Raw genomic sequence first — 14439 nt, 5'->3', positions numbered from 1 at the left:
GCGTCCATGATCTGAACGTAGCCGACGCTGGGGTTCGATCATTCTGGATGGCTGACGCACTGATCGAGGAGCATGATCGCTCCGATCCCGAGCCGCTGAGATCGCATGTCCGAGCCGACGTATGCATCGTCGGCGGCGGGTTCACCGGCCTGTGGACCGCGATTGAGCTCAAAACGCGCGACCCCCGCATCGATGTGACGCTCATCGAGGCGGGGCTGTGCGGCTGCGGAGCGAGCGGAACGAACGCCGGGATGTTGATGAACCTCTGGCCCAAACTTCCCTCGCTGGTGAGCGCAGGCGGAAAAGACGAAGCCGTAGACGTCGCGCGAGCCTCAGTAGAGGCGATCGAGCACATTCGCCGTTTCTGTGCCGAACACGGCATCGACGCCCAGATCCAATCGAACGGCTGGTTGTGGGCGTCGAACAACAGCAGCCAGGACGGAGCGTGGCGCGACACTCTCGCGATGGCAGCCGACTACAGCGACAACCCCTTCATCGAACTCGACGAGGAGGAGGCGACGCGACTCGCCGGGGCACCCGCACGGGGCGGCGTCCTCGACCCGACTTGCGTGGGCCTCCACCCCGCCCGTCTAGCGCGCGGTCTGATGAGAAATGCCGAAAGCCTCGGCGTCCACGTACACGAGCACACACCGATGACGGGCCTGCGCCGCGAGCACGCCGCCACCACCGTGACAACCACCTTCGGATCGGTTCGAGCCGGTTCGGTTGTCCTCGCGATCAACGCATGGTGCAACCAGTTCCCAGAACTTCGCTCCCACCTCGTCACAACCGCCTCGGACAATCTTGTAGTCCGTCCGCGGCATCCCCTAAAGAATGGACCGCTCGCCAACGTGTCGGACTCGGGACGCCTGCTGGACTACTGGCGCCCGTTGAGCAACGGAGACCTTCTCTTTGGCAAGGCAGGCCTCGGGCTCGGTTGGGGCGTGCGAGGTACGAGCACCCTGTTCAGAGCAGCACCTCGCCCTGAACGCCTGTTGGCGCAGATGGCACGGACAGTCCCCGACCTGCGAGGTGCCGAACTGCTGTCTTCGTGGCGGGCTCCCGTTGAGTACTCGCTCTCCTCGCTGCCGTTCTTCGGCGAGATCACAGGCTTCCCGGGTGTCTACTTCGGTACGGGCTACTCGGGGGATGGCATCGGTCCGTCCGTAATCGGCGCACAGATCTTGGCTGGCCTCGCCACCAGGTCGACGGACGGGATGACGACATCGTTTCTGACGAGAGCACCGTCAGGACGAGGCCTACCTCCCGAGCCGTTCAGGTATCTGGGTGGGCAACTCGTCAAGACGGCGATGCTTCGCCGAGACCGTAAGCAAGACCAGGAAGCTCGCATTGACCGCCCCACCAGTCTGATAGCACGGATAGATCCCACTTCGTTCCTTGGCTGACCAACCTCAAGGAGACAAAATCATGCGTGACATCATCGATCGCCTCATCGACTGGTGGGACGACGGAGTCTCTGTGGGGCTTGCCACGGTCGTCGACACGTCGAAGTCTGCCCCGCGCGAACCCGGTGCCGCGATGGGTGTCGGACCAGACGGGACGGTGCACGGTTCGGTTTCAGGTGGCTGCGTAGAGGGCGCCGTCTACGAGATTGCGCGTGAGGTCGTCGCGGACGGCGTTCCGGTGCTGGAGCACTACGGCTACTCCGACGACGAGGCGTTCGCGGTTGGACTTACGTGCGGAGGAGAGCTGGATGTTTTCATCGAACGGCTCGACCGCGAAACCTTCCCGCACTTCGCGGAAGTCGTCGACGACATCCGAACGGGTCGGCCTGTCGCCGTCGCCACGATCGTCGACCACCCGGACGCCGCGCGGCGTGGTCGGCGCATGGTTGTGCACCCAAGTGAGGGGCGCTCCACCGTTCAGGGCTCATTGGGCAGCGATAGGGCCGACGACGCAGTTGCCGCCGACGCACTCGGGCTGTTGGCTGCTGGTCATAACTCGATGCTGACTTACGGTCCCGACGGCCAGCGGCTTGGCGATGGGATGAAGGTCTTCGTTCAAGCGTTCGCGCCACAACCACGCATGCTCGTCTTCGGCGCTATCGACTTCGCCGCGGCCGTTGCGTCCGTCGGGTCATTCCTCGGTTACAAAGTCACCGTCTGCGACGCGCGACCCATCTTCGCGACTACAGCGAGGTTCCCCGACGCCGATGAGGTCGTGGTCGACTGGCCACATAGATACCTGGTTCGCGAATATGACGATGCACGAATCGACGATCGCACGGTCATTGCAGTCCTCACCCACGACCCGAAGTTCGATGTGCCTTTGCTGTCTGTTGCCCTCACTCTTCCTGCCGCATATGTGGGCGTGATGGGGTCCCGTCGCACGCACGACGACCGCGTGAGTCGCCTCCGAGAGGCTGGCGTCACGCAAGACCAACTCAACCGCATGTCGAGCCCGATCGGGCTCGACCTCGGCGCTCGCACCCCGGAGGAGACTGCCATCAGTATCGCAGCCGAAATTGTCGCGGCCCGTTGGGGCGGGACTGGTGCGCCTCTCGGCTCCACTGACGGCGCCATTCATCACACCGACGCTTCGGTCATGCTGTGACCCCCGCGGACCGGGTGCAGTTACCCGACGACGTAGAGCGGATGCTGGGTGAGACCGGCTACCTGTGTTCGCCGGAGTTGGCCGCCGTTGTCTTTCTTGCCATCAAGATGAGCCGGCCGCTGCTGCTCGAAGGCGAACCCGGAACGGGAAAGACCGCACTCGCAGAGGCGGTTGCCGCCGCTTGGCAATTGCCCCTGTTTCGTCTCCAATGTTACGAGGGCATCGACTCTACGCAGGCGCTCTACGACTGGGACTTTCCTCGTCAAATCCTCCACCTGCGTGCCTTAGAGGCAGCCGGTTCAGTCGACGCGACAGATGCAGAACGGGGCTTGTACGACGAGCGCTTCCTTCTGGCGCGCCCGGTGCTGCATGCCCTTCAGCAGGCTCCGGCAGTCCTGCTCATCGATGAGGTCGATCGAGCGGATGACGAATTCGAGGCTTTTCTGCTCGAGGTGCTGTCCACGAACCAGGTAAGCATCCCGGAAATCGGTGCGGTCCGGTCATCCGTCCCTCCCGTAGTCGTTCTTACCTCAAACCGGACCCGCGAGCTGCACGATGCGCTGAAGCGTAGGTGCCTTTACCACTGGGTTGAGCACCCAGACCTGGAACGCGAACTGCAGATCGTCCACTCACGCGCGCCCGAGGTCTCCAGCGAACTGGCAGCGCAGGTCGTTCGAGTGGTCCAGGAGGTCCGTCGCGAAGAACATGGGCTACTCAAGCCGCCCGGTGTCGCAGAGACGTTGGACTGGGCGAAGGCGCTCCACTATCTCCAAACAGTTGACCTTGACCTCGAGACAGCCGCCCTCACACTTGGAGCCGTCGTGAAGTACCACGAGGACGCCGAGCGAGTCAGTCGCGCCATGGAGCAGATCCTGGGGTTGTGACTCGACCTAGGGAAACAATGTCACTGTGGGCGGCTGAGGTGGGCCTGCGAGACGGCGAAGGTCTCTACGTGGAACCCATCAGGTCAGGACCGCCACCGGATCCCCGACTCGGACGGAGCCCGGTACAACGACTCTGGCGTACATGCCGAACAGGACGGCAGGACCCGATTCGCTAGGCGTGGCACCGCGCACTTCCCGAATTCGCCGCTGGACCTGAAGTGCGCGGTCGCCGTCGTACGGACGATGTTCGATAGCCACGCATCGCGGCACTCCACCGATCACCCGCAGCTCGGAGTCTCCGACACTTAGGACCTGACCAGCCCACGAATCTTCGCGATACGCGGCCGAACCAAGGTCGAGCGTCATGTTCAATCGGAAACGACGCCCGTCTATTGGGCTGCCGTCGGCCTCGTGCCCGAGCGAACCGATCGAGGCTGAGGAGACGATGGTGACTGGGTGGACGTCACCTCCCGCGCCGGGCTCAGCGCACTGAACCAGTCGCAGGTTGCGCCCTGCCAACTCGGAGAACCATGCGTCCCATGGCCCTGGGACCCACCTCCCGTCGACCGTGCGCTCGTCGAACTGGAATGGGCGGATAGGACCCTCTGGCAGCACTTCGGCTTCAACGTCGACGACGGCCCGTCTCCCCGACCGGAACGTGTTGGCGACCGGATCATAGGCGGTCCAACAGTCAAGGAAGATCGGGTCCTTGGGCACTGAGTAGAGGCGTTCGTCGACGTCGACCAAGAAGAACTCGCGGTTTCCTGCGATCCCCGACGGTGTCACTTGGACGTGCTGAACCTCGCGTAGCGCGAACCCTTTGGTCGCGGTGCTGTACAGCTGTGCGACCGTGCCGACCGCTTCGGGTTTCGGCAACATTAGTGCTTCTCGATCCAACGAGGTGTGGACCCGCTGTCGCTTTGTGGTTCCACGATCTGACTGGCGTGCGTCGCCGACGAACCGTGGCGCGCACCGAGTTCGAGGGCTAGCACCCCTGCGATTATGAGCGCGATGCCCACGATTTGGGCGCCGGTGAGGCGTTCGCCCAAAAACGTCGCGCCGATCGCGGCGATGGCAACGATGCCCGTCGCAGACCACAGCGCGTACACGACAGCGACGTCCAACCCGCGCTGGAGCACCACGGAGAGCAGGAAGAACGACAGCCCGTAACCGCCGAGCACGACGAGGCTCGGCAGAAGCCTGGTGAAGCCTTCGGACGCTCGCAGCGACAAGGTGGCCATCACCTCGACGGCAATTGCCAGCCCAAGCAGCAAGTAGGTCACCATCGTGTCTCCGCCTTGGCCAAGTCAGTTCATAGAATGTCCGAACAACCCCGAAACTAGGGCGCTTCCCTACCGGCCGTCTGCTGGCGACGTGTGGGAAACCGACGGCGCCCTTAGCGCTTTCCGGCAACCATTAGCGCGTCGCTCGTGAACTACGTTCGATGCGGTGTCATTGAGACGTTTGCGACACAGGTCCTCATTGCGCCATGGTCGGACGTCGGGGGACGCCACGAGTGACGTCCCCCGACGCGAGGCATGTCAGGAGACGCCCCACATTGCCTTGTAGACCGGCTTGTAGTCGATGTCTACCGACCACGCCTGGTCATCGGCCGGCAATCCGTTCTCAGCATCGAAGACGGCAATACCGACGCCAGACTGACCCTGCTGCTCGCCCGCCAGCAGTCGATTGATCATGTCCGCGGCAGCCCAGGTCTCGTACCCCATGTCGTAGGCAAAGCCTGCATCCTGACCTTGACCCTTGCGGATGAGCTCCACGTTGGCTGGGAAGCCACTACCTGCGATGACGGCCAGCGAGTCATTGCGACCAGAGGCCATGACCGCTGCGGATCCACCCGTAGTCATCAGGTCGTCGTAGGAAAGTGCCATGCCGTTGGCGTTCGGGTTGCGCAGCAGTGCCGTCTCGATCTTCTCCTGGAGCGCGGGCCCGAAGTCAGCAATCTGCGCCTTGACCTCGGTGACCTTGCACGCCGGGCACTGTTCCTTCATCGCGGCCGCGAATCCCTCGTGGATGGCGTTGGTCACGACCAGCTCCGGCACGCTGACCTCGATCACATCCGCATCCTCGCCGAGCTGCGCCAGGAGCCAGGTCGCCTGCGACTCGCCCATGGCCTTGGCCCAGTCGATGAAGGTGCCTTGGCTAAAGGCGAGCGTTTCGGCGAAGTAGGACTCGGCCTGCGGGTCGACGTCGATGCAGTCTGCGGCCTCTTGGGAGACCACGGGGATGCCCGCCTTTTTCGCTTCGGCCAGCGCGGTCTCGGCGAGTGGGCAGTCGATGGAGTAGAGCCAGATGACGTCTGCGTTCTGTGAGATGGCCTGACGGATGCCCTCCTGGTATTCGGCCGGCTCGTATTTGCCGTCGAAGACAGTGAGGTCCCATCCGAGCAGTTCGGCAACCTCTCGCGCGGCCTCTACCTGCTTGGTGCCTGTCGGCGACTGGACACCGGAGTTGACCACCGCGATCCGGGCCCCTCGCTGAGCCTCGGGTCCCTCGGCAGGTGGTTCGGCATAGCTCCCCTGCCCGTAGAACTCGGATTCAAGAGCCTTCGCGGCATCTTGGGCGATCTCGTCGCCGCCACCGCTGCTGGCGGCAGGCGTATCGGACTCAGTGCTGCATGCCGCGCTAGCGGCCATCACGAGGAGCGCCACTGAGACGCTGGCTAGCCGGCGGCGGACGGGTTTGTCGAATGTCGAACGCATTGTTCCTCTTTCGGGTGCGTACAAGTCACGGGCGTGAACCCGTCTGACGTTGCGCGGCCCTCGAGCCGAGAGCGGGCCGTTGTCGTGAAAGCCAGTTGCGTGTCGAGGGGCGCCGGGTGGGCTGAGGCCCTCGGGGAGCGACGTGCTTTTCCTCCCTACTTCTTTGAGCGAGGCCGAGCAGGATCCGCATGGCCTATGTCGTGTGTCGGCGGGGCCTCGTGAGCCCAGCGACACGGCCGAACCGTGTGACTCGGGGGCTATCGTGGGAGTCCCTCAAATGCGCCTGTTGCCTGAATTGGACGAACTAACGTTGTCCGTGTGTGTCTCATGACAAAGCGGGCGGTAGCGGTGCCGCCGACGGAGTCGGTCCTTGCCGGGGTCACGTGCGGACACCTCGGGCGAGGCGGGCTAGACAGGTACGGCTGGTGGACGAGCGGATGGTGGCCCAGGTCCATACGACGCGGCGGGCCGCCTCCTTGACTCGTCCAGTCCGCTCTCGGCGACCACGACGCCTGGCAAGGAGCGGGCAACTCGAACGGTCCGCAGGCGGCGGCCGTTGCTGCCGACCGCTCGGTCCGTGCGGGAGCGCTCGAGGCGAGTCGGGCTCAGACGTCACCGTGCGAGGTCAGCGGTACGCGTATACCGCTTGAAAGTTGGAACACGCCCGGTGAAGATCGCGGCGGCTTCCTAGCTGTGATGACCAGGCACGTTGGTCGAGATCGTGTGACGACACGATCTGAGGTGTAGATGGACGAAGGCCTCCCGGGTGTGGAGTGGAGCTGTCTAGGAACCGCTCCCCACCGCAGGAGGCCTTCGTGTCACACGCTACCCACGCCAACGCAGCCCTGACCCCACGAGCACGCTTACGACTCGCGCGCCTGATCGTCGACCACGGCTGGCCGCCGGCCCGCGCTGCTGAGCGCTACGACGTCTCGTGGCGCACGGCGAAGAAGTGGGCCGATCGCTACCGCCTCGAAGGGCCGGCCGGGATGGTCGACCGGTCCTCGGCACCGCACCATCAGCCGAACCGGACACCGGCGCCGATGGTGCGCAAGATCGTGCACCTGCGCTGGAAACAGCGCCTCGGGCCGGTCGAGATAGCCGACCGGCTCGGGATGCAGTCCTCGACCGTGTACGCCGTTCTTCGCCGGTGCCGGCTCAACCGGCTCACCCACATCGACCGCGCCACCGGCGAACCGATCCGACGCTACGAGCACGAGCATCCCGGCGACCTGATCCACGTCGATGTGAAGAAGCTCGGCCGCGTGCCTGATGGCGGCGGCTGGCGCTACGTCGGACGCCAACAGGGCGAGAAGAACAGGTCGGCCACCGTCGCGCGTACCGGCACACCACGAACCAAGTGGCGCAACCCCGTGATCGGGACCTGCTACCTGCACACCGTCATCGACGACCACTCACGTGTCGCCTACGTCGAGGCACGCGACGACGAGACCAAGGAGACCGCGGCCGAGGTGCTGAAGAACGCGGTCGCCTGGTTCGCCGAACGCGGTGTCACCGTCCAGCGCGTGCTCAGCGACAACGGCAGCTGCTACAAGTCGAACCACTGGAAACAGACCTGCGCCGACCTCGGCATCACGCCGAGGAAAACGCGGCCCTACCGCCCACAGACCAACGGGAAGATCGAGCGTTTCCACCGAACCTTGGCCGAGGGCTGGGCGTTCAAGAAGTTCTACAACTCCGAGTCAGCCCGGCTCGCGGCTCTGCCAGCATGGGTACACGAGTACAACCATCACCGGCCCCACTCAGCAATCGGTAAGCAGCCACCCATCACCAGGTTGGACAACCTGGCTGGGCATCACACCTAGCGACGCCTCTGCCGCGGCCAAGTCTCGGGCGTTCTGCTATGCCTCGGTTTCGACGGAGTCGGCCATGTCTGCGGCCTCGTCGAGGGCCTGGCGGGCTGCTTCGACGATCTGCTGATAGCCGGTGCAGCGACACAGGTTCCCCGAGATGACTTCGCGGATTTCGTCGTCGCTGAGTCGACGGGCTTCGTTGTAGACCGGCAGGAGTGTCATCAGCATTCCGGGGGTGCAGAACCCGCACTGGAGGCCGTGGCAAGCGGTGAATGCTTCCTGTAGTCCGTGCAACTTCTGGTCGCAGGCAAGCCCTTCGACCGTGGTCAGTCGCCGACCGTCGCTCTGGACGGCCAGCATGGTGCACGATCGCACAGGCTCGCCATCGAGGAGGACGGTGCAACTACCGCACACGCCGTGCTCACATCCCACGTTGGTGCCGGTCAGACCCAGCCCGTGGCGTAGGAAGTCCGAGAGAAGCATTCGGGGCTCGACGTCACGCTCATAGCCCTCACCATTGACGGTCACACGAGTTTTCATGCGGTTCTCCTATCGGTTCCGGCGGGGTCGAGGTCGAACGCTTGGCGTAGGGCGCGCCGCAAGGACTCGGCGACGACTGCGCGCCGGTACTCCTTCGTCCCGTGAACGTTGCTCTCTGGGTTGAGGTGTCCTACGACATGGGTGACCGCTTCCGACACAGCTGTTTCGTCAACGACACGATCGCGAAGTGCTTCATCCAGGCCCTCCGCTGATGTGGGGCCGGGGCCCGCTGCGATCAGGCCCGCGCGCACTTGCGTGCAGCGACCGTTCTCGTCGACGCGGGCGTTGACTGCTGCGCCGCCAATTGCGTAGTCGCCCTTACGGCGCGCGAATTCCGAGAACCCCCACCTGGTGGAGCTATCGTGCGCGGGCACCTCTACACCTGTCAGGAGTTCGCCGTGTTCCAGAGCGGTCTGGAAGTGAGAGCCGAAGAAGTCTCGGCATGGAATGCGGCGCTCGCCGTCTGCGGACCGGGTGACGATGGTTGCTCCAACAGCAAGGAGAACTGCCGGGAATTCGGCGGCGCTGTCGCTGTGCGCAATCGCACCTCCAAACGTCCCTCGATTGCGGACCTGCGAATGGGCGACCCATCCCGCCGCCTCGGAGAGGAGTGGAGCGTCCTGCTTGACGAGCGGAAGCTTGTGGATGTCTGAGTGACGGGTGAGTGCACCGATGTGAAGCACGCCGCCCGCCCGGGAAACGGCTCGAAGCTCAGCGAGGCGAGAGATGTCGACCAACAGGGTCGGGCTCGCGAAACGCAGACTGAGCAGCGGGATGAGACTCTGACCGCCCGCGAGAAACTTTGCGTCCTCGTCCTGGCTGACGAGATTGATGGCGTGGTCCACCGATGTGGCGACCACGTACTCGAACGGCGGTGGCTTCACTGGCATCCCTCTCGTAGAGCGTCAACCGACCCCCACTGCTGGGGCGGGTCCGGCAAGACGCCTATTCCGACTGTCCGAGCAGTCTGATCACTGCGGCACTGCTTGCGCATCACGTAGTCAGGCAAAGGAGGGCGCCCGCTTGGTCAACAACGACAAGGGACGGGTTGTTGTCGAACTACGGGGCAGCAGCCTCGGGGTCGGGTCCTAGGCCGGCGTCCGCGTGGACCTCGAGGTCACGCAGGTCCGCACTCGACACTTGGCTCAGAAGGTCAGCTAGACGCAGCGCCACGGCCAACTCGTCCCTGCGAGCGCCAATGGTCACTCCCAGTCGGGACTCGATTGAGCGAAGCCGATAAGCAACCGTCCGCTCATGGACATGAATGGCCTGCGCCGTCGATGCTGCGTTCTGTCCGGACCGGAAGTAGGCACGCAAGGTAGACTTGAGCAACTCCCCCCGCGGGTCGTCATCGTCGTGGAGCGGACCTAGCTCGCGCGACACGAAGTCCTGAACGGCCTGCCGGTCTTTGAGCATCAACGCTTCGAGTGCCACGTCAGCGTACGCGACGACATCTGCGGACCGCAGCTTGCCTACCCGGTAGGCCTGCCACGCCTGTCGGTGACTCAGCCGAAAGCCGTCCACGCCGTGAGCCACCTCGCCCAAAGCGAGGTGAGTTTCGCGCATCGCGCGGGCGGCCTCGGGTCGCTCGTCAATGACTCGCTTCAACGATGACGAGCCCAACCAACCAAGGTAGGTCCCAGATGTTCCGCTCACGGTCAGGTGCCGTGCGTCCAAACTGACTGCCAGCGCGCGGATGTTCGCTTCGGGCGAACGCCCCCACGCGACCACGGCCAGATGTTCTGCACGCAAGCTGTAGCCGAGCTGCTGAACGTCAGCCGGCATCCCGCGCAGGATGTCGCTGACCACTGCGCGCCGCTTCCTGTCCTGGCTTCGGAAGAAGTAGGCGTTGTGTTCAGCCTGATAGGCAGCGATGACCGCTTCGGTCACCTTATTGTTCCAACCGTACTGGTAGTCCGACGCCTGCCTGAGGACAGCCATGCGCCTTTCGTCGACGTCGACTACACGCAGGGTCTCTTCCAGGATGACGTCCCACAGGATCGACTGACCGATCCTGTATGTGCGCAGCAAGGAGTGGAGGTCGATTCCGGCTTGTGCGGCTATCCGAGCCTCTTGGAGTGCTGCATCTGATGGACGGTCAGGTGGCCGTCGCCCGCCGGCGAGGCCGTCGACGATACTGGTCAGGGCTGAGACGACGCTGGACCGCTCGGCTTCGTTGTAGACCGGGTCGTCCTTCTCGTAAATCTCGGGGACCTCTTGCGCGGATGTCCTTTCGATCGCCGAAACGAGCTCGGGGATACGCGCACGGACCGCGTTCGCCACGACCTGCAGGTCGGTCTCGATCGTCATGCATGAATCCTAGGCGTCGACTCGATGGACGTACCGGAGCCGAGTGATCCATCGAGACGCCTACAGCCGCTCAAGGCGCTAGGACAGCGTCGATGGCCGTGTCCGCCCACTTCTCGTCGTACGCCTCAAAACGGGGGAAACCCTCACCGGGGCGCGCGGTCCAGTGGTAGCGCACACCGGGATTGTGTTCGGCGTAACGGTCCTTAACGAAAATGTGGGGACTGCCCTGCACTGGAAGCGCTGCCGCTGTCTGCCAGTGAGTGAATACATCTGCGTACCCTCTGCCCTGTTCGAGTGCCGACTCAAATGCAGGCAGGTACAGGGATGGACATCCTGCAGCGGCCGCCAGGATCTCGGAGTGAACGCTTATCGACCGCCCGTGGATGTAGAACGCCTGCCGTAAGGCATGGTCTAGCTCGTCGCTGGCGCGTAGTCCGCCGACACTGAGGGTCTTCGCCGCCTGGACGGCTGCCATGGCGGGCAGCGTCGTCACCACATACTGCCAGTCGGGCGCTGTCCAGGGCTGCCAACCGAGGGCTGGCACTAGTCCGGCGATGGCGGTCACTTCGACGTCGATGATGCCCTTCGGCGTGCCGCGCTTGTTGAAGAGCTCCAACGGGAAGGCGCGGTGGTCGATGGCAACGTCGACGTCTCGCTGCAGCACTCGGGAGCGCAGCGTGTGCAGGGCAAGACTTGCCCACGGACAGCCAATATCAGACCAAACGGTGATGACGCCATCGGTTGCGTTGACCAGCGCCGGGTCCTGGAAGGGGTCTCCAGGACCCTCGGCGCGGTCGGTCTCGGCAGTCACGGTCAGGTAGTCCGGCGGCGGTACAGCACGGTAGCCAGCGCGACTCCAGCGATCAGCGCACCGCCGTTCACGTAGTCGTTCACGTACGGGTCGACGCCGGCCAGGCTGAGCCCGTTATTGAGCACTGCTAGGAAATAGACGGCGATGATCGTGCCCCACACGTTGAAACGGCCCGGTCGCACCGATGCGGCGCTGAGGAAGGCAGCCGCGAAAGCGGGCAGGAGGAACGTAGCCCCAACGTTGGGCGACGCACCGCCAGCGCGCGAGACGTACAGGAGTCCGCCCAGTGCGCACAGGAGCGCCCCGACCACAAATGTTGCTGCGCGCAGCCCGTCGGTCCGCAGACCCACCAGCTTCGCAGCGTCCATGTTTGACCCGACGGCGTAAATCTGACGGCCAAGGGAGGTGTGGTTCAGGACGAAGTAGGTGATCGCCGCAATCACGAGAAGGGTGATGAAGATGACCGGGACGCCGGCAACAAGACCGGTACCGAAGTTGGTCAGGGACTGCGGGATGTTGCTCGCTGGGGCCAGGCCACCAGTGCGCTGCAAGATGATCCCGCCGAGAATTGTCGACATGCCCAGCGTGGTAATGACGCCGTTGACGTGAAGGCGAGTGACGATCAGTGCGTTGGCTCCGCCGATCACCACTCCGATGGCGAGAACAATCGCCACCGCGCCCAGCACGCTTCCGTTGGAGGACACTGACGCAGCGACCATGATCGCGGACAGCCCGGCGATGTTGCCGACCGAGAGGTCGAACTCCTGGCAGAGAAGCGGGAGCAGCGTTCCGAGCGAGATGACTCCGATGACGGCTTGGCTCGCGAGCAGGATTCGCATGTTGGCCAGCGTCGGGAATGTAGACGACGTCTCTGACCAGAAGCAGAAGAACAACGCGATCACAACAAGAATGACCAGTAGGGCGTAGGACTCGAGGAAGTCGACGAAACGTGCCTTGCCCGTACGTGCGCGTGCGGCCTTGCGCTTCTGCTCCGCCTCGGCGGAGCCGACAGGAGCGGGCAGCGTCGCCGGGTCCGGAGACCCAGCGGGCCCGTTGGTGGTGTCTTGGGTGTGAGTCATAGTGCCTTCTCCTGTGCGTACACGGTGTCGTTGAGGATGTCCTCGGTCAGGGGCCCGTCGACGCTGTCGACGACCTCGCCGCCGCTGATGACTACGGCTCGCTGAGCCAGCGCTGCCAGCTCCCCGAAATCGGATGAGACCACCAGCACGGCCGTTCCGGCGGACGCGGCGGCGCGCACCAGGTCGTGGATCTCGTTGCGAGCGCCGATGTCGACGCCCTGGGTTGGCTCGTCGAGTAGGAGGACGTCGGGACGACGTTGCAGCCACCGTGCGAGGATCACCTTTTGCTGGTTTCCGCCTGAAAGAGCCGTCAATGGTGCGCTCGTGCTCGGAGCACGAACACCGAACTCGTTGATCAGGTGCTGGGCGGCCATGCGCTCCCGAGCGGGCCGGATCCATCCCGCTCGTGAGTGTTCACTGAGGGAGGTGATCGACAGGTTCTCAGCGATGCTGAGCTCGGGTAGTGCAGCTTCGCGCAAGCGGTTCTCCGGCACGAAGGCCAAACCGCGCTTCATCGCCGTACGCATGTCGGAGGACGGCACCGTGCCGGATCGGACCGTCACGTCGAACTCATCTCGTGGAGTCGCGCCGAAGATTTGCTTGAGCATGCGCGAACGACCCGATCCGAGGAGTCCTGCGATCCCGACGATCTCGCCGGCGCGGACGAGCAACATTTCGTCGCTCAGACCATCCGAAGTGCGGCGACTGAGAGTAAGCGCCGTCTCTCGGAAGCCGGCGCCTTGCGAGAGGTGCACTCGGCTCGCAATGGCGTCGGCGCTGCGTCGCGACCCGAAATTTTGGGATGACGAAGATGATCCGGTGATTCCCGCCACAAGAGTGTCGTGGCTGATCTCGGCTCCCGTCAGGCGCGAGGCGACGCAGCCGTTGCGAAGTACCGTCACCTCGTTCGTGATGGCTGTGACTTCTTCGAGACGGTGCGAAACGTAGATGATCGTTTGTCCGTCGGCGGCATACCGTCGCAGGGCTGTAAGAAGAACGTCGACTTCGTGCTTCGGCAGACTGGCGGTCGGCTCGTCCAGAACCAGCACGCCGCGCTCGTCGGTGTGATCTTGATCCTGAAGGGCCCGAGCGATGGCGACCATCATCTGGGCTGCGGGTGATAGGCGGACCAGGTGGGTGTCTGCGGCAACGTCGATCTCGAAGCGGTCGAGAACTTTCCTTGCCCGCGCCTTCTGCGCCTTCCAGTTTATGGACTTGACGGCGGTCGACTCGAAGCCGCGACCAAGCGCGAGGTTTTCCGCGACAGTGAGGTCCGGAAAGGTCGAGTTCTGCTGGTGGACGAAGTGGAGCCCGGAAGCCTTGGCGCGCGCAGGCGTGTGCGAGCGCGCATCGATCCACTCACCCTTCAGCGACAGTTTGCCCTCGTCGGGAGTGACGACGCCGGCCAGCATTTTGATCAGCGTCGACTTTCCAGATCCGTTGCCACCCATCAGGCCATGGATCGCGCCAGTCGTCACCTCGAGGGAGACCCGGTCGAGAGCACGGGTGGCCCCGTAGGTCTTGCTGACGTCCTGCACAGCGAGCGCAACTTTCCTCGCTTGCTCGACCTCGGTGAGGTTCGTCGCGGTCTGATCGTTCATCGGTTACTCCTGGGGGTGGCAGCTGCACACATAGATCCGCTGCTTTGGTTCGGCGGTTAACACCGACGCGGCCTGCCGCGCCGCGACGCCAGGCAACAGTGGATCT

At 64.0% G+C, this 14439-nt stretch carries 13 protein-coding genes; 4 read left to right on the top strand and 9 right to left on the bottom strand.

Features of this window, described 5'->3' with window-relative positions:
* Nucleotides 1–47: 47 nt before the first annotated feature.
* The 3 genes from J2X46_RS23235 to J2X46_RS23225 are packed head-to-tail and all read left to right on the top strand — an operon-like array spanning nt 48 to nt 3458.
* Entirely contained in the window at nt 48–1406 is a 1359-nt protein-coding gene (locus tag J2X46_RS23235) for an FAD-dependent oxidoreductase (protein WP_310254809.1), read from the top strand.
* Nucleotides 1407–1428: 22 nt separating this feature from the next.
* Nucleotides 1429–2574: an XdhC family protein gene (locus tag J2X46_RS23230; RefSeq protein WP_310254807.1), complete on the top strand. Its 1146-nt coding sequence runs from the start codon at nt 1429–1431 to the stop codon at nt 2572–2574.
* Entirely contained in the window at nt 2571–3458 is an 888-nt protein-coding gene (locus J2X46_RS23225) for a MoxR family ATPase (RefSeq protein ID WP_310254806.1), read from the top strand. Before J2X46_RS23230 ends, J2X46_RS23225 begins: the two co-directional genes overlap by 4 nt.
* 78 nt (nt 3459–3536) lie before the next feature.
* Here the strand turns inward: J2X46_RS23225 and J2X46_RS23220 are convergent, their stop codons facing one another.
* The 3 genes from J2X46_RS23220 to J2X46_RS23210 all read right to left on the bottom strand — a co-directional run bounded on the left by J2X46_RS23220 (nt 3537) and on the right by J2X46_RS23210 (nt 6127).
* Nucleotides 3537–4337 carry an MOSC domain-containing protein gene (locus tag J2X46_RS23220; RefSeq protein WP_310254805.1) on the bottom strand — a complete coding sequence of 267 codons (801 nt, stop codon included), beginning with the start codon at nt 4335–4337 and terminating at the stop codon, nt 3537–3539.
* Complete coding sequence (locus J2X46_RS23215; protein ID WP_310254802.1) at nt 4337–4744, bottom strand: SMR family transporter; 408 nt, start codon at nt 4742–4744, stop codon at nt 4337–4339. Before J2X46_RS23215 ends, J2X46_RS23220 begins: the two co-directional genes overlap by 1 nt.
* Before the next feature lie 255 nt (nt 4745–4999).
* A complete protein-coding gene (locus J2X46_RS23210) occupies nt 5000–6127 on the bottom strand; it encodes a sugar ABC transporter substrate-binding protein (protein WP_310254800.1) in 1128 nt (375 codons plus the stop codon).
* An 866-nt stretch (nt 6128–6993) separates the two neighbouring features.
* Here J2X46_RS23210 and J2X46_RS23205 point away from each other — a divergent pair.
* Nucleotides 6994–8004 carry an IS481 family transposase gene (locus J2X46_RS23205; RefSeq protein ID WP_310254847.1) on the top strand — a complete coding sequence of 337 codons (1011 nt, stop codon included), beginning with the start codon at nt 6994–6996 and terminating at the stop codon, nt 8002–8004.
* 36 nt (nt 8005–8040) lie between these two features.
* On the opposite strand, the gene J2X46_RS23200 is transcribed toward J2X46_RS23205, so the two are convergent.
* From J2X46_RS23200 to J2X46_RS23175, 6 genes are all read right to left on the bottom strand, one after another.
* Nucleotides 8041–8532 carry a 2Fe-2S iron-sulfur cluster-binding protein gene (locus J2X46_RS23200; protein ID WP_310254797.1) on the bottom strand — a complete coding sequence of 164 codons (492 nt, stop codon included), beginning with the start codon at nt 8530–8532 and terminating at the stop codon, nt 8041–8043.
* Entirely contained in the window at nt 8529–9416 is an 888-nt protein-coding gene (locus J2X46_RS23195) for a xanthine dehydrogenase family protein subunit M (RefSeq protein WP_310254795.1), read from the bottom strand. The genes J2X46_RS23200 and J2X46_RS23195 overlap by 4 nt, the downstream gene beginning before the upstream one ends.
* A gap of 175 nt (nt 9417–9591) precedes the next feature.
* Complete coding sequence (locus J2X46_RS23190) at nt 9592–10842, bottom strand: helix-turn-helix domain-containing protein (protein ID WP_310254793.1); 1251 nt, start codon at nt 10840–10842, stop codon at nt 9592–9594.
* 70 nt (nt 10843–10912) lie between these two features.
* Entirely contained in the window at nt 10913–11653 is a 741-nt protein-coding gene (locus J2X46_RS23185) for a DsbA family protein (RefSeq protein WP_310254791.1), read from the bottom strand.
* Between the two features lie 2 nt (nt 11654–11655).
* On the bottom strand, nt 11656–12732 hold the full coding sequence (locus J2X46_RS23180; RefSeq protein WP_310254789.1) for an ABC transporter permease: 1077 nt from the start codon (nt 12730–12732) through the stop codon (nt 11656–11658).
* Nucleotides 12729–14333: a sugar ABC transporter ATP-binding protein gene (locus tag J2X46_RS23175; protein WP_310254786.1), complete on the bottom strand. Its 1605-nt coding sequence runs from the start codon at nt 14331–14333 to the stop codon at nt 12729–12731. The genes J2X46_RS23180 and J2X46_RS23175 overlap by 4 nt, the downstream gene beginning before the upstream one ends.
* Between the last annotated feature and the right edge of the window lie 106 nt (nt 14334–14439).

Source organism: Nocardioides sp. BE266 (assembly GCF_031457855.1).
Taxonomy (GTDB): domain Bacteria; phylum Actinomycetota; class Actinomycetes; order Propionibacteriales; family Nocardioidaceae; genus Nocardioides.
Note: the sequence above shows the minus strand (reverse complement) of the source record. Positions and strands in the feature narration are given on the sequence as shown.